This window comes from Streptomyces sp. NPDC051662, from assembly GCF_040681655.1.
Classification (GTDB): Bacteria; Actinomycetota; Actinomycetes; order Streptomycetales; family Streptomycetaceae; genus Streptomyces.
The window spans coordinates 20,186-34,523 of sequence record NZ_JBFAZD010000011.1 but is presented as its reverse complement, the minus strand read 5'-3'; the positions used below and the strand labels follow the sequence as shown (position 1 = coordinate 34,523).

At 68.4% G+C, this 14,338-nt stretch carries 15 protein-coding genes; 13 read left to right on the top strand and 2 right to left on the bottom strand.

Annotation, left to right across the window (positions count from 1 at the left end):
• Window positions 1-10: 10 nt before the first annotated feature.
• Both AB0M67_RS19730 and greA read left to right on the top strand, forming a co-directional pair.
• Window positions 11-412 carry a DUF4307 domain-containing protein gene (locus AB0M67_RS19730; RefSeq protein WP_365747064.1) on the top strand — a complete coding sequence of 134 codons (402 nt, stop codon included), beginning with the start codon at window positions 11-13 and terminating at the stop codon, window positions 410-412.
• A gap of 234 nt (window positions 413-646) precedes the next feature.
• Window positions 647-1,144, top strand: a complete 498-nt coding sequence (greA, locus tag AB0M67_RS19725) for a transcription elongation factor GreA (RefSeq protein WP_365747062.1) — start codon at window positions 647-649, stop codon at window positions 1,142-1,144.
• 73 nt (window positions 1,145-1,217) lie between these two features.
• On the opposite strand, the gene ilvA is transcribed toward greA, so the two are convergent.
• Window positions 1,218-2,471 carry a threonine ammonia-lyase gene (ilvA, locus tag AB0M67_RS19720; RefSeq protein WP_365747060.1) on the bottom strand — a complete coding sequence of 418 codons (1,254 nt, stop codon included), beginning with the start codon at window positions 2,469-2,471 and terminating at the stop codon, window positions 1,218-1,220.
• A gap of 185 nt (window positions 2,472-2,656) precedes the next feature.
• On the opposite strand from ilvA, the gene AB0M67_RS19715 reads away from it, so the two are divergent.
• The 3 genes from AB0M67_RS19715 to AB0M67_RS19705 are packed head-to-tail and all read left to right on the top strand — an operon-like array spanning window position 2,657 to window position 4,016.
• The gene (locus tag AB0M67_RS19715; RefSeq protein WP_365747058.1) at window positions 2,657-3,268 is read left to right on the top strand and encodes a MarR family transcriptional regulator; all 612 of its coding nucleotides are present in this window, start codon (window positions 2,657-2,659) and stop codon (window positions 3,266-3,268) included.
• 32 nt (window positions 3,269-3,300) lie between these two features.
• Entirely contained in the window at window positions 3,301-3,765 is a 465-nt protein-coding gene (locus AB0M67_RS19710) for a sigma factor-like helix-turn-helix DNA-binding protein (RefSeq protein ID WP_365747056.1), read from the top strand.
• On the top strand, window positions 3,762-4,016 hold the full coding sequence (locus tag AB0M67_RS19705; RefSeq protein ID WP_365747054.1) for a hypothetical protein: 255 nt from the start codon (window positions 3,762-3,764) through the stop codon (window positions 4,014-4,016). Before AB0M67_RS19710 ends, AB0M67_RS19705 begins: the two co-directional genes overlap by 4 nt.
• 58 nt (window positions 4,017-4,074) lie before the next feature.
• Here the strand turns inward: AB0M67_RS19705 and AB0M67_RS19700 are convergent, their stop codons facing one another.
• Entirely contained in the window at window positions 4,075-5,232 is a 1,158-nt protein-coding gene (locus AB0M67_RS19700; RefSeq protein ID WP_365747052.1) for a cystathionine gamma-synthase, read from the bottom strand.
• 96 nt (window positions 5,233-5,328) lie between these two features.
• Here AB0M67_RS19700 and AB0M67_RS19695 point away from each other — a divergent pair, with 96 nt between their 5' ends.
• The 8 genes from AB0M67_RS19695 to AB0M67_RS19660 all read left to right on the top strand — a co-directional run bounded on the left by AB0M67_RS19695 (window position 5,329) and on the right by AB0M67_RS19660 (window position 14,126).
• A complete protein-coding gene (locus AB0M67_RS19695; protein ID WP_365747050.1) occupies window positions 5,329-6,480 on the top strand; it encodes a hypothetical protein in 1,152 nt (383 codons plus the stop codon).
• 109 nt (window positions 6,481-6,589) lie between these two features.
• Window positions 6,590-7,246, top strand: coding sequence for a peptide-methionine (S)-S-oxide reductase MsrA (gene msrA, locus AB0M67_RS19690; RefSeq protein WP_365747048.1), 657 nt, complete (start codon window positions 6,590-6,592; stop codon window positions 7,244-7,246).
• A gap of 95 nt (window positions 7,247-7,341) precedes the next feature.
• Window positions 7,342-7,935 carry a DUF4291 domain-containing protein gene (locus AB0M67_RS19685; RefSeq protein WP_365747046.1) on the top strand — a complete coding sequence of 198 codons (594 nt, stop codon included), beginning with the start codon at window positions 7,342-7,344 and terminating at the stop codon, window positions 7,933-7,935.
• 322 nt (window positions 7,936-8,257) lie between these two features.
• On the top strand, window positions 8,258-8,680 hold the full coding sequence (locus AB0M67_RS19680; RefSeq protein WP_365747044.1) for a hypothetical protein: 423 nt from the start codon (window positions 8,258-8,260) through the stop codon (window positions 8,678-8,680).
• Window positions 8,681-8,688: 8 nt separating this feature from the next.
• On the top strand, window positions 8,689-10,848 hold the full coding sequence (locus AB0M67_RS19675; protein ID WP_365747042.1) for a DUF6571 family protein: 2,160 nt from the start codon (window positions 8,689-8,691) through the stop codon (window positions 10,846-10,848).
• A gap of 19 nt (window positions 10,849-10,867) precedes the next feature.
• Entirely contained in the window at window positions 10,868-11,521 is a 654-nt protein-coding gene (locus tag AB0M67_RS19670) for a hypothetical protein (RefSeq protein WP_365747040.1), read from the top strand.
• A gap of 121 nt (window positions 11,522-11,642) precedes the next feature.
• Window positions 11,643-12,464, top strand: coding sequence for a hypothetical protein (locus AB0M67_RS19665; RefSeq protein ID WP_365747038.1), 822 nt, complete (start codon window positions 11,643-11,645; stop codon window positions 12,462-12,464).
• Between the two features lie 228 nt (window positions 12,465-12,692).
• Window positions 12,693-14,126, top strand: coding sequence for a ParB/Srx family N-terminal domain-containing protein (locus tag AB0M67_RS19660; protein ID WP_365747036.1), 1,434 nt, complete (start codon window positions 12,693-12,695; stop codon window positions 14,124-14,126).
• Window positions 14,127-14,338 lie beyond the last annotated feature (212 nt).

Sequence of the window (14,338 nt, the reverse complement as noted above, 5' to 3'; positions counted from 1 at the left end):
GGGAACGATCATGGCCGTGGTGCGTGAGGAGACTCTCCGGGACCGCTACGGCCGTTCGGCGGACCAGCGCGCGGACCGCAAGCTGAAGATCGTGGGCGCGGTGCTCGGCGTCGCGCTGATCGGTCTGGTCGGCTGGTTCGGCTATCACTACGTGGTCGAGCGGAGTGTCTCCGGCGAGCTCATCAAGTTCAAGCGGGTTTCCGCCACCGAGGTCGAGGCGCATCTGGAGGTCCGCAAGGACCGGGACGCCACCGGCAGCTGTACGCTGCGCTCCCTCGCGGAGAGCGGCGCGGAGGTCGGCCGGCTGGACGTGCGCTTCGGTGCGGGCGAGACACGGATCGACCGGGTCGTCACGGTGCGTACCACGGACAGCGCGACCAGTACCGAGCTGCTGGCCTGCACGTCGGACTAGGGCGCGTCCGAAAAAACCCGGGCCTTCGCGCGCCGGAACCGGCGGTGAAAGCCCCGGGACCCGCCGTCAGCGCCCCCGATGCCGGGCGCTGACCTGCGCTGATGTAATTCTGATGGCATTCGTCCTCCCCCTTCCGCCACGAAATTGTTAGGCTCGTGGTTTCGCCCACCCGAGAAGGCACATCCTTCTGGGTAGGGCGTTGCTTTGTATTCCCGGTACCTACGAGGAGCACCTGTGACCCAGACCAGTGAGAACGTCACCTGGCTCACCCAGGAGGCGTACAACCAGCTGAAGGCCGAGCTGGAGTACCTGTCTGGTCCCGCGCGCACGGAGATCTCTACGAAGATCGCGGCGGCCCGTGAGGAGGGCGATCTGCGGGAGAACGGCGGGTACCACGCGGCCAAGGAGGAGCAGGGCAAGCAGGAGCTCCGAGTGCGCCAGCTGACCCAGCTCCTGCAGAACGCCAAGGTGGGCGAGGCCCCGGCGGACGACGGGATCGTCGAGCCCGGCATGGTCGTGACGATCGCCTTCGACGGAGATCCGGACGACACCCTGGACTTCCTGCTGGCCTCGCGTGAGTACGCCAGCTCGGACATCGAGACCTATTCGCCGCAGTCCCCGCTCGGCAGCGGTGTGAACGGCAAGAAGGTCGGTGAGAACGCGGAGTACGAGCTGCCCAACGGCAGGACCGCCTCCGTGAAGATCCTCAACGCCAAGCCCTACCAGGGCTGAGCACCACGAGGCAGCCGCCTGCCGGACCACACGGTCCGGCAGGCGGCTCCGTCAGCGGGGCAGGCGCGCTCCGTCAGCCCAGGATCGTGTAGCCCGCCTCCCGCAGCGCCGCCGCCACCTCCGTGCAGTGCGCGGGCCCCTTGGTCTCCAGATGGACTTCCACGTCCGCCTCTGTCAGCCCGAGCCGCGGATCGGTCCGTACATGGCTCACATCGAGCACATTGGCATCGGCGACCGACAGCACGCCGAGCATCGTGGCCAGCGCGCCGGGCCGGTCCGTCACCCGCAGCCGCAGGCTCAGATAGCGACCGGCCGCCGCCATGCCGTGGCGCAGGATCCGCTGCATCAGTACGGGGTCGACATTGCCGCCCGAGAGCACCGCGACCACCGGGCCGTGGAAGGCGCCGGGGTCGCTGAGGAGCGCGGCCACCGGACTCGCCCCGGCCGGTTCCACCACCAGCTTCGCCCGCTCCAGACAGAGCAGCAGGGCGCTGGACAGCTCGTCCTCGGAGACCGTACGCACCTCGTCGACCAGCTCCCGGATCAGCTGGAACGGGATGTCGCCCGGGCGGCCCACCTTGATGCCGTCCGCCATCGTCTGCGGTGAGTCGATCCCGATCGGGCGGCCGGCGGCGAGCGAGGGCGGATACGCGGCGGCGCCCGCCGCCTGGACGCCGATCACCCGGACGTCGGGGCGCAGCGACTTCACCGCGAGGGCGATGCCCGCGGCCAGCCCGCCGCCGCCGATCCCGACGATGATCGTCCGTACCTCGGGGCACTGCTCCAGGATCTCCAGGCCGACCGTGCCCTGTCCGGCGATGATGTCCGGGTGGTCGAAGGGGTGGATGAAGACCGCGCCGGTGTTTCTGGCGTACTCCTCGGCGGCGGCCAGTGTCTCGTCCACGACCTGTCCGTGCAGCCGTACCTCCGCTCCGTAGTCGCGGGTCGCCGCAACCTTCGGCAGGGGCGCTCCGAGGGGCATGAAGACCGTCGACCGGACGCCGAGGAGGGTGGAGGCGAGCGCGACGCCCTGGGCGTGGTTGCCCGCGCTGGCCGCGACGACGCCAGCCGCGCGCTCCTCCGGGGAGAGGCCGGCGATCCGTACGTACGCGCCGCGCAGCTTGAAGGAGCCGGTCCGCTGGAGGTTCTCGCACTTGAGGAGGACCGGTGCGCCGACCAGCTGCGTCAGATACCTGCTCCCCTCCATCGCGGTCATCCGCGCCACGCCGGACAGCATCTTCTGAGCCCCTCGGATGTCATCGAGGATCAGGGGGTGCGAGAGGTGGTGCGAGGCGTGTGGCACCGGGCGGGACGTACCGAAGCTCATGAGTGCCAGTCTCGCAGCTCACCGGCCGGGGGGCCGTCGGCGTCCACGGACCGGGCTCCGGTCCGGGTCGGCTACCTCGGCGGGTTTACGCAGGGCAGGTACGGTCCAAGCCGTCGCCGCGTACTCTGTCCCCCACCAACCGACCCCCGCACGAGAGAGCCACAGCCATGCCCCCCATTCAGGACATGACTTCCGCTGCGTCGGTCTCCAGGGAGACGCCCTCCGAACCCTCGGACGACGCCGGCCTCCTCGATGCCCTCCAGCACCAGGTGGCCGTCTTCGCCCGGCGGGCCGAACAGACCCGGCTCGGCGGTGTGGGCCAGGTCCGCAACTCGATGGACCGTGCCGCGTATCTGCTGCTCAACCGGCTCGACCGGGAAGGCCCGATGGGCGTCAAGGCGCTGGCCGCCGGGATGGGCATCGACTCCTCCACCGTCACCCGGCAGGTCGCGCCGCTGGTCGACACCGGCCTGGTCAAGCGCACCTCGCATCCTGAGGACGGCCGCGCGGTCGTGCTCGAACTGTCGGCGCGCGGACTGGCCAGACTCGAAGAGGTCCGCTCGTCGCGGCGCGAGCTGATGGCGCAGGTCACCGGCGGCTGGACGGAGGAGGAACGGAACTCCTTCACCACCTTGCTCACCCGGTTCAACGGCGCGCTGTCGGCGCGGGCGGCCGGACTGCCCTCCAGCGAAGGCGGTACGGGTGGTGAGGGCGACACGGGCGGTACGGATGACCCGGACCCGGTCGCCCGCGTGGCCGGGGAGGCGGCGGGCCGGGGCGCGGGGACGCCCTCTTGACCCTGGGCGCCTGACTGGCCTCATATGAGGTCGTGCGAGAGCGGCGGGCTGTCCTGGATCGCCGCCGCGCCCGGGAGTTCGAGACCTTCGCGGCGGGCGCGGCCGGCCGGCTGCTGCATGCGGCCGTACTGCTCACGGGCGAGCCGCCCGACGCCACGACGCGGGCCCAGCGTCTGCTGATCGCCGCCCTGTCCTGTACGTACGCGGAGTGGGACCGGCTCAGCGGTGACGACGGCGAGGATCCGTACGACCACGCCCGCCGGGAGCTGGTGCTGCGCTTCGCCCGCGAGGCCGCCTGGCGTGACCCGGCCCGGCGCGGCCGTCGGGCGGGCGGCGTGCTCGGGGGGCTCGGCCCGCAGGAACGTGTCGTTCTGGTACTGCGCCTGTACGAAGGGCTGGCCGATGAGCAGACAGCGGCGCTGATCGGGCTCCCGGTGGAGCGGGTCCGGGTGGTCTGCGCGCGGGCGGTCGCGGCGATGCGGGAGCCGGGCCGATGAGGGGCGCCGACCGGAAGCGGGCCGAGGTGCTGCGGATGATGCTGGATCCGGTACGGCCCGACGTGCCCGCCGAACTGATCCGCCGTGCCACCGAACGCGGCGCCCGGCTGCTGCGCAGGCGCCGGGCCGCGCGGCGGGTGCTCTGGGTGCTGCTGATCGTGGCGCTGGTCGTGTTCAGCGTCTGGGCGTCGGCCGCGCATCCGTGGTCGGTGCCGCCGGCGGAGACGACACCGCCGCTGGAGGACTGGTGAAGCCCCCAGCGGCGGTGAACGGTGTCCGTGGCTCAGCGGACAGGGCCTAGGAAGGCGCTCAGCCCAGCGCCTGCTGGAGGTCGGCCAGCAGATCGTCGCCCGACTCGATCCCCACGGAGAGCCTGACCAGGTCGGCGGGCACCTCCAGCGCCGAGCCCGCCGCCGAGGCGTGCGTCATCCGGCCCGGGTGTTCGATCAGGGACTCGACGCCACCGAGGGACTCGCCGAGCGTGAACAGCTTCGCGCGGTCGCAGACCGCGACCGCCGCCTCCTCGCCGTCCTTCACCTGGAAGGAGATCATCCCGCCGAACGCCTTCATCTGCTTGGCGGCGACCTCGTGCCCCGGGTGCTCCGGCAGCCCCGGGTAGAGGACCTTGGAGACGCGGGGGTGCGCGGTGAGCATCTCGGTGACGCGCGCGGCGTTCTCGCAGTGCCGGTCCATCCGTACGGCGAGGGTCTTGATGCCGCGCAGCACCAGCCAGGCGTCGAAGGGGCCGGCGACGGCCCCCATCGCGTTCTGGTGGTAGGCCAGTTCGTCGGCCAGCTCCGCGTCGTCGACGATCAGCGCGCCGCCGACGACGTCGGAGTGCCCGCCCATGTACTTCGTGGTCGAGTGCACGACGACATCGGCGCCCAGCGCCAGCGGCTGCTGGAGGTAGGGGCTGGCGAAGGTGTTGTCGACGACGAGCTTCGCCCCGGCCGAGCGGGCGATCCCGGCGAGCTGGGCGATGTCGGTGATGTTGAGGAGCGGGTTCGAGGGGGTCTCGACCCAGATCGCCTTCGTACGCGGGGTGAGCGCGGCCCGTACCGCCGCCGGGTCCGAGGTGTCGGCGACCGAGAAGTCCACTCCCCAGCGGGAGACGACCTTCGCGAAGAGCCGGAACGTGCCGCCGTAGGCGTCGTTGGGGATCACCACATGGTCGCCGGGCGCCAGCAGCGTACGCAGCAGGCAGTCCTCGGCGGCGAGCCCGGACGCGAAGGCGAGCCCGCGCCGGCCGCCTTCCAGGGCCGCGAGGTTCTCCTCCAGCGCGGTACGGGTCGGGTTGGCGCTGCGGCTGTACTCGTAACCGCCGCGCAGGCCGCCGACGCCGTCCTGCTTATAGGTGGACACCTGATAGATCGGCGGGACGACCGCGCCGGTGAGGGGGTCCGCGGTGTTGCCCGCGTGGATGGCGCGGGTCTCGAAGTGGTGCTCGCTGATGTGCTGGTCGCTCATGGGGCTGAGCGTAGCGCCGGTTCGCCGTCCGGCGCGGGCGGTGACGGTGTGGGGGCGGGCGGGTCCGGGCGCGTAGGCATCCGGGACAATGGGGCCATGGAGATTCTCTGGTTCCTGATCGCGATGGGCCTGCTGGCCGCGGTGATCGTTCCGTTCGTACGGCGCAGCAGGGGTGGTATCCGCCAGGTCGCCCCGGGGTCGCCCGATGCCGCCGACCCGGCCGCGTACGGCTTCGTACGGCAGGAGGCGCTCGACGTCCGGCTGCCGGGTCCCGAGCAGGACCTCCTCGACGTACTCGACGTCGTACAGCGCACCCAGGACTGGCGCGCCGCCGCGCAGCTGCTCGCGGGCACCCCCAAGGAGGGCGAGGTGCGCTGGCAGCGTGTACAGGCGTTCGCCGGGGCGGCGTCGCTTGAGCTCCAGGCTTCGTCGGCGGGTGCGCCGGCGCAGGAGGGGCCGTTGGTGAAAGAGGCACAGCGTCCGGCGGGCGGGGCGTGGCTGCGGGCCTGGCGTGCGGAGTCGCCGAAGGACGCGGGCGGGGCGGCGGTGCACGCGGAGTTCCTGGTGCAGCAGGCGTGGCGGTCCTCGGCCGCCGGGACCGATGAGTTCCGGATCATCCTGGAGGAGGCCCGTACGGTGTGCGGCGAGGCGGCCCTGCTGGCGCCCGGCGACCCCGTGCCGTACATCATCGAGCTGGCCGTGGCCCGTGGGCTCGGCTACCAGCCCGAGCGGTTCGACCAGCTGTGGGCGAAGGTGATCGACCGCGCTCCGGCGCATATGGGGGCGCATCTGGCGGCGCTGCACTACTGGTGCGAGAAGTGGCACGGCTCGCGGGAAGAGGCCGACCGGTTCGCCACCACGGCGGCGGCGCGCGCCCCGCAGGGCTCGCTGCTGGCGGCGCTGCCGCTGTTCGCGGTGTACGAGCACCTCCCCGAGGTCAATCTCGTGCAGGGCTTCTACCAGAGCGCGGTGGTCACGAAGGCGGTGGAGGGCGCGCTCTTCGCGGTCCACGCGGCCCGGCACGACGACCCGATGCTCCCGCACGTACGGCATCTGCTGATCCTCTTCCTCGTACGGTCCGAGCGCTGGGCGGAGGCGATGAACCAGCTGGTCCGGGTGGACGGCCATGTCGGGGCGCTGCCCTGGACGCACGACGGCGACCCGGCGGCGGAGTACACGGTGTACCGGGCGCTGGCGGTGGCGGGATACGAGGCGAACGGCGGCAGCCCGGCGACGCTGCCGCGCTGAGCACCCAGCTCGACGCCGCAGCGCTGAGCCCCCGGCCGCGGACCGGTCCCGGAATGTCCGGGACCCCTCGTACGTTCCTCTGATCAGGACCCCATACCCGAGGAGAGCCATGTTCCTGCGCCGCACCCCCGAGCTCCCCACCCCCGAGCAGGCCCTTCGCGGTCGCCCGGAGCCCACGTTCGCGGTCCCCTCCCGCCACACGGTCCTCAGCAACCCCCTGCTGGGCCCGTACCCGGAGGGCCTGGAGATCGCCGACTTCGGCCTGGGCTGTTTCTGGGGCGCGGAGCGCACGTTCTGGCAGAAGGAAGGCGTCTGGACCACCCTGGTCGGTTACCAGGGCGGCTCCACGCCGAACCCCACCTACGAAGAGGTCTGCTCCGGCCTGACGGGCCACACCGAAGCGGTGCGTGTCGTCTACGACCCCAAGGTCGTCTCGTACGCCGACCTGCTGAAGACCTTCTGGGAGTCGCACAACCCGACCCAGGGCTTCCGCCAGGGCAATGACGTCGGCACGCAGTACCGCTCGGCGGTCTACACCCACACCCCGGCCCAGGCCGAGGCCGCGGAATCCTCCCGCGCCGCCTACCAGAAGGTCCTGACGGGCAACGGCTACGGCACGATCACCACGGAGATCCTCCCGGCGGAAGGCCGCACGTTCTACCCGGCGGAGGCCGAACACCAGCAGTACCTGGACAAGAACCCGGCGGGCTACTGCGGCCTCGGCGGCACGGGCGTCTCCTGCCCGATCGGCGTCGCCTCCGCCTGACCGGCGTCGCTCCTGCTCCGGAGGTCACGGACAAGTGGCCCGTGAATGCCGAAAATCAGTGGCCGCCCGAACCGGCCAGCCCCAGGCTGTACGCCATGGAAGAACCTCAACGCGGGATCCGTGCGGCCTTTGCCGAATCCACGATCACCGTCTACCAGGCGTACTCCCCGGAAATCGGCCTGCCCGCCGCCAGCGAGGGGCGTTTCCCCGCCGTATGGAAGCGGGACCGCATGACGTGGATCAAGCCGTCGTTCCTGTGGATGATGTACCGCTGCGGCTGGGGCACCAAGGCGGGTCAGGAGACCGTGCTGGCCGTTGAGATCACCCGCGACGGCTTCGAGTGGGCGCTACGCCACGCGTGCCTGTCGAGCTATGTGCGCGGGGTGCACCCCGACCGCGTCACCTGGCAGCGTCAGCTGAAGCGTGCGCCTACTCGTATCCAGTGGGATCCCGAGCGAGACCTGCGGCTGCGAGCCCTGCCGTACCGCTCCCTGCAACTCGGCCTCGCCGGCGAGGCCGCACGACGCTACGCGGACGAGTGGACGGTCGCCATCCGCGACGTGACTCCCCTCGCCCACGAGATCCACGCCCTCGTCACCGCCGGCGACCTGGACTCCGCCGCCCGACTGCTGCCCCAGGAACACCCGTATCCCGCCGAAGACGAGCTCCTTGCCCACCTGAGGGGATGAACGGCCGGTTCGCCCAACGGCCGACTGTTGGTCGCACTGCCCACTCGGCGTCGCGACGGCCGACGGCCGAGCCCGTGGATACGTGAGCGCCGGCGATACACGCACCTCGCCGGGATCGCGATCCGGCCACAAGGCGGCAACGTGCCCTGCCCAACTCTAAAGCCGACTAAAATGATCAACGGGCTCAACAGACCCTCCCGACGAAGACCAGCCGGGGGTGCAGCCCCGCTGTCATGTGTGGAGGTTCCGGTCACCTCGCAGTCGGCGAGTGCCACCGCCGGAGCCGCCCCGGCAGCAACCAAACAGCCGCCAAGGGGGAGCAATGTCGTTCGAGCAGGAATGGGCTCAGCTCAAGAGCGCCGCAACCGAGCGACATTCGGCGCATATGCGCCTCAATCAACTCCCGGCCGATGGAGGAGCCACCACGCCGGACCTGGCCACGAGTCCCGCGAAGAAGAAGGCCGCGGCCAACACGATCGAAAATCACCTTGAGCCGGGGACCAAGTCGGCGGCGAACGCGGCCGATGAGCCCATCAGGACCGCGGTCGGCGAATTCAAGGGCTGGGAAACAGGCGCCGGCTTGAAGAAGGCTCACGAACACTGGGACAGCCAGGTCAAGCGATTAATGGGCCGGCTGAGCTCCGAGAAGACGGGACTGCGGAACGCCTCGGCGACGCTCATCGGCAACGATGTTTCAGTGGAGCAGAATTTCGGTTCACCGCAGTCCAGGATCGCGGATCTCTGAGGAGAGCGATGCCGAGCTATTACGAGATCATGCAGATCAACCTCTCCACCCTCATCGATGCGGCAGATGGGTGGAAGGCGATGGCGGATAAATTCAAAAAACTTGAGGACGTGTACGAGAAGGAAGTGCAGAGCGTCGCTTCCGGAAATTCATGGGTCGGCGAAAGCGCACTGTCCGCCTCTGCGAAATTCCGCATGACGCGCAATGAGTTCGACTCGGCACAGAAGGAAGCGCGCGCGATGGAATCGCTGCTGCGCGACGCTCACGGCCAGTTCACGGAGCTCAAAGGAAGAGTGAAATCCGCCGTCACAGAAGCAACCGGCGCCGGCATGAAGGTATCCGACCAGGGAATCGCGAGCTACGACTTCAGTAAGGTCGATGCGGCTACCGCGAACAGCGTGCGCCATGATCCGGACCTTCGCGACATCGAGAACTCCTATACCAAGAAAATCATGGACGCGGTCAAGTCCATCACCGATTATGATCTCGATGTCAAAGCTGCGCTACTGAACGCTTCCGGCGCCGACGGGACCTCATCCTTCGGCTTCAATTCCAAGCCCGTCAACGACGTCGAGGCAATCGAAGCCCTCGCCCTCACGAACAAGATCAACTCAGGCAGTGCCTCGGCGAAGGAACTGGAGCGCTACAACGATCTGCTGCGCCAGAATTCCGACGACAAGCACTTCAGCGAGGCATATCTGAACAGCCTGGGCGCAAAAGATACTCTGCTGCTTGCCGACAGGATGAACCTGGCAGCCAATGAAAGGGACATCTCGGCAAGCGACAAGAAGCTCTTCAACTCGATCAACGCGGGGCTTGCCGATACTGTCGCTTCCGGCACCAAGGATCCCGGCAGCTACGCCTACAGGCCCTTCATGAACGGGTTGAAGGCTGCGGGCGACGATGATCTCGACGGCGGTGCGTCGCCGACGTCCGGGTATCGAGTGCTGGTCACGTTGATGTCGAACGGTGAGGGATACGGGAAGGAATTCCTCAACGAAGTCGGCAACGACATGATAAAGGTCGAGAAGTCGCAGCCGAACGCGTCGGTGAGCTTCTATGACCCGTCCCGGCCGAATCTTGTCGCCGATCCACTCGATGGCCTGCTGAACATCATGAGCAAGCAACCCGATGCGGCAACCTATTTCCTTGATCCTCAGGCGCAAGGAAATAAGAACGACCATCTGGAGTACTTGCTGACGAAGCGCGAGTGGCCCGACAGCGCCATCTCGGCGCCCGGCACCGCCCCCATCGACATCGGGAATCCTTACCAGGCCGCGGGCCTGGGAGCCGCCATAGAGGCGGCGGCCACCGGCCACGAACCGGGCGGACCTCCCGGCGAACCCGGTCCGCACTCCGAGGGCCAGGCGCGGGTCATGCACAACGCCATCAGGCTCCTGGACGACGAGATGGGCGGAGACGAATTCCCCAAGGATCTGGAGAATCTGCGCCAGCCGATGGCCAGGGCTCTCACCGACTACGTCGCCGACACCCATATCATCCTCGTCGGGCAGGAATCCGCCTACGGGGGCAGCGCCGGCCAGGACGGCATCAACGGATCGGGCGACAAGTCACACATCGCCGTGGGACAGGGCAGCCTCATACGCATCATGCGAGGCATAGCGGATGATGCCCCTTCCTATTCCCTGCTGTACGAAACAGAGCGGGCTTACTCAGCGCAACAGCTCACCGAGGCGCCCGCATACCATGGCGATAAACAACATGGATCGAGCGCTGACTGGGATCACCGTGGACGAGAGATCGGCGTGGCGATGGGCGCCTTCAACGGAATTGGCGCCGATGTGTACAAGGATAAAATGGACGATCGAGTGGAGTGGGCCGAAGACACCTCCACGTATTCGTCCATCGGGGCAAACGGCCTCATTGGCGAGATCCCGTTCGTGGGTACCGCTGGAGGTGCACTGATCGACTCTGTTGCATACGACTGGACCAAGGATGTCGTCAATATAGCCGAGGACCAGGGAAAACAGGATTCCAGTGAGAACTTCTCCAAGGGCATGGACGGAACAAATGAACTATTCGACGGGTGGCGAGAAAAGAATAAACTTTCGGAGGACCACGGTGCTTTCGTCTCAGCAAAAGACAACGCAAGCGACGGTTACGTTGCCGGTCGAGGCGCAGCCCGGGCGCACCTGCAATTCTCCTAGAATCCGCAGCTCCCTGAACGTGTCTGCCGCCATCGCCGCATTCGCACTGGCAGCAACCTCCTGCACCACGGAAGCCCCCGATCCTCCGGTCAGCCATTCATGCAGCGACCCCGCCGAAAAAAAGCTCGTACAGCAACTGCTCAAAGCGAGCGAATACAGAACCACCATTTTCAACACAGACTCCAACGTGTCGGAGAAAATGATGGACGACCTGCGGCGGTGGAAACCCGGCGGCACAGAGTACACGACTCAGGTTTGCTCATACTCCCCGAAAATCCGTAGGGCCAGCGGAGGCAATACCCTGCGCGTTGAATTCTATTGGACCTCCCGCAGCAACCCAAGCAAGTGGGGCCGCACCTCCGGCAGCTACTATAATTTCAATGGCATAACTGGAGAGTCCGATGAAACTCTCGCCAAGCTCCGCGTACAGTGCTCCCTGAAAGGCGAACTGGACGGTCTGTCAAAGCAGACGCTGCTCGGCGCAAGGGGATCGAACACCGCATACGAAGGACCCGAGGTGAATCAGAAGGCGAGGGATCAGCAGATACTTTTCACCTACCTGATGACCCGGAAGATCACCGAAGCCCTCGGCTGCGAGAACAATCCGCTGAAAGCGGACCCGATCGTCAAGGCTTACACCACCCCCGAGGAAGCAGCACAAGCCGGCAGTTGAGAACTCAGCCGGTGCGCGCCGGGACACCTCGTACGCCGAGACCAGCGCAGCGCACGAGGTGTCCCCCGGCCGCGGTCATGCCCACTTCACGTCGGCTCACCGCTGCGGATAACTTGAGCCCATGTGCGTCTCGATGGACCAGGCGGAGTTCTCAGGCACCACCCTGTACGCCGGACGGCTGCATCACGCGGCGCACGGGCTGATCCATGTCCTCGGGTATCAGAACACCGCGGCCAATCTCGCCGTCGGGCCCAACGCCATGCTGCTGCATCTGCCCGCGCGGCGGATGTCCCGGGAGAACTTCATCTCGGCGGGGCGCAGTCCTGACGTACTCAGTCGGATGGTTGACGCCGTACAGCCGGTTCCCGCCGGGCGGGACGGGATGGCGTGGATGGGGTGGGACTCCGGGCAGCGGGTCGAGGTGTTCGAGCACGACATCTATACCGTGCTCCTCGCCAGCGATCCGACGCTCCTCGAATCCGCCCTGATACAGGTGCCGTTACGCAGACGGCCGCGCCTCAATCCGCTCCTGCTGGAGTTCTACGCCGCCCACTACCCCGGCCACTCCATCGCCGTGTGCTGCTTCGACAACGCCGAGGCGGAGCGGGCGAAGCCGCTGCTGATGTGGTACCGGCCGACGGCCCCCGACCGGCTGACGCTGCCCGCGCTCGACTGTCATACCGGCGAGCCGCCCGACCTCAACGCCGAGGTTCCCGTGGACCATTGGGTGCTGCTCAGCACCGATGAGGCGCCGGAGGGCTGGGGGGAAGCCGTCGACTATCCGCCCGGGATGCGCCATCAGTTGCGGCAGTATCTGCCGGACACCGTCATGGGGTCCTATTTCGGCGGCTGTTCCCTCCCCAACGGCGACTTCGCCATCACCCATGACGATCTGCTCGCCGGTGATCTGGACCGCATACACCGGCTCCGGCCACGCGTCTGAGCCCCCTCGTCCGTCCCGCCCACGGGCGGGGTGGCGGCCCAGGTCGCGACATGGCCGCTCCGCCGTCCGGTACGACCGCGCCGACCTGACACCATCGTTCACCTGTCCGCCACCCGCCCGATGACCGGAAGCCATCGGGCGGTGCCGGGAGAGGTGAGTGGATATGTCCGATCCACCACGCCTCCCGCAGGGGGGCGCGGTCCCGAGAACACAGCAACTGGAGACCGTATGACCGGCTCAGCCCGTACGCAGCACCGGCCTGACAGCCACCGCCCGGCACGGGCCGGGGGCCTCCCGAGCGGCGCGGCGCGCGGGCTGGCCGCCGGACTGGCCGTGGGCGCGCTCGCGTTGGGCGGTGTCGTCGCGAGCGGCTCCCCCGTGGGCGCGGCCACGGCGGGTACGCCGGGCACAGCCGGAGCGGGAGCCAGGAGCGCCGCCCTCAAGGCCGAGCCAGGCGATCTCCTCGATGTCACGCTCGACCAACTGCGCCCCACCCAGCCCTCCGTGGGCTTCGACCAGATCTACTACAAGCTCGGCCGCTACAGCAGCGCCAAGGACGAGCAGAACGGCGACTTCAACAAGCGGTTCGACGACTGGTGCGAGACCAACGGCCAGGAGAAGGCGGCGACGGTGTCGCCGGGCGCCAAGCTCTCCGACCCGTCCACCTTCACCTGCACCGTGCCGGTCGGCCAGGAGACGGACGAGACGCGCGCAGCGATGAAGACGGTCGTCATCGGCCCCGGTGGGGAGCTGTATCTCACCGACGGACACCACTCCCTGACGTCCTTCCTCGAAACGCCCGACGGCGGCCCGAAGACCCGGATCCGACTGCGTGTCACGGGCAATCTGAGCGAGCTGTCGCCCGCCGCCTTCTGGCGGACGATGCAGGAGAAGAAGTGGGTCTGGCTGCGCGACGAGAACAACAAGCCCATCACCACCGACCAGCTCCCGCAGCGCCTCGGCCTGGCCGGCTTCCATGACGACCGCTACCGCAGCCTCGTCTACTTCACGCGTGACATCGGCTACCGGGCTCCGGCGGAGACGGCGGAGTACCTGGAGTTCCTGTGGGGCACCTGGCTGCGCGACCGCGTGGACCTCGACTCGTACGACCTCGGCTCCCCCGCCTCCTATCTGACCGCCGTCCGCGCCGCCTCCGAGGCCATGTCGGGCACGGCCGGTGACACCGTCATCGCCGACGGCCGCACCGCCGACGAGCTGGGCCGGATGGCGGAGTGGAACGACGGGAAGAAGCCGACCGGCGGCGAGTTCGGCAAGCTGAGCGCCCCGATCTCCGACAAGAAGCCCGGCAAGCTCGCGTACGCGCTGGACTTCCGTGGCCGCGTTCCGGCCACGCCCGCCTGCACGAAGACGCTGACCGGCAAGCACACCGGCCCGCTGGTCGTCTCCTCGGGCGTCGTCTGCCTGAACGGCACGCGCCAGACCGGCCCGGTCGTGGTCACGGGGGGCGCGAGCCTGGTGGCGAAGGGCGCGGACATCACCGGGCCCGTCCAGGCGGTCGGCGCCCACACCGTGCAGCTCTGCGGCACCTCGCTGACCGGTCCGCTCTCCGTGGTCAGCACCAAGCAGCGGCTGACCCTGTCGGGCCCCGGCTGCACCCCGAACACCCTGAACGGACCGGTCCAGCTGGTCGGCAACCCCTGACCGCACCAGCACCGGCGCCGCACCGGTAGCAGCACCGGCGACCGCACCGGTAGCAGCACCAGCGACCGCACCGGCGGCAGCACCGGTGGTACGGAGAAAATCCCTGGGCCGCGCCGAACGGCGCGGCTACAGTGGACGGCATGTTCCGCCACTACTTCTTCCTGTGAGTCCGGACCCGCTCCCCAGGTCCGACACTGCTCAGCCCTGCACAA

What these genes read in the sequence shown, in the direction of transcription:
- AB0M67_RS19730 (WP_365747064.1), top strand. Translation starts at nt 11, where the DNA reads ATGGCCGTGGTGCGTGAGGAGACTCTCCGGGACCGCTACGGCCGTTCG.
- ilvA (WP_365747060.1), bottom strand. Translation starts at nt 2,471, where the DNA reads ATGAGCTTCGGTACGTCCCGCCCGGTGCCACACGCCTCGCACCACCTC.
- AB0M67_RS19715 (WP_365747058.1), top strand. Translation starts at nt 2,657, where the DNA reads ATGACTTCCGCTGCGTCGGTCTCCAGGGAGACGCCCTCCGAACCCTCG.
- AB0M67_RS19705 (WP_365747054.1), top strand. Translation starts at nt 3,762, where the DNA reads ATGAGGGGCGCCGACCGGAAGCGGGCCGAGGTGCTGCGGATGATGCTG.
- AB0M67_RS19700 (WP_365747052.1), bottom strand. Translation starts at nt 5,232, where the DNA reads ATGAGCGACCAGCACATCAGCGAGCACCACTTCGAGACCCGCGCCATC.
- AB0M67_RS19695 (WP_365747050.1), top strand. Translation starts at nt 5,329, where the DNA reads ATGGAGATTCTCTGGTTCCTGATCGCGATGGGCCTGCTGGCCGCGGTG.
- msrA (WP_365747048.1), top strand. Translation starts at nt 6,590, where the DNA reads ATGTTCCTGCGCCGCACCCCCGAGCTCCCCACCCCCGAGCAGGCCCTT.
- AB0M67_RS19685 (WP_365747046.1), top strand. Translation starts at nt 7,342, where the DNA reads ATGGAAGAACCTCAACGCGGGATCCGTGCGGCCTTTGCCGAATCCACG.
- AB0M67_RS19680 (WP_365747044.1), top strand. Translation starts at nt 8,258, where the DNA reads ATGTCGTTCGAGCAGGAATGGGCTCAGCTCAAGAGCGCCGCAACCGAG.
- AB0M67_RS19675 (WP_365747042.1), top strand. Translation starts at nt 8,689, where the DNA reads ATGCCGAGCTATTACGAGATCATGCAGATCAACCTCTCCACCCTCATC.
- AB0M67_RS19665 (WP_365747038.1), top strand. Translation starts at nt 11,643, where the DNA reads ATGTGCGTCTCGATGGACCAGGCGGAGTTCTCAGGCACCACCCTGTAC.
- AB0M67_RS19660 (WP_365747036.1), top strand. Translation starts at nt 12,693, where the DNA reads ATGACCGGCTCAGCCCGTACGCAGCACCGGCCTGACAGCCACCGCCCG.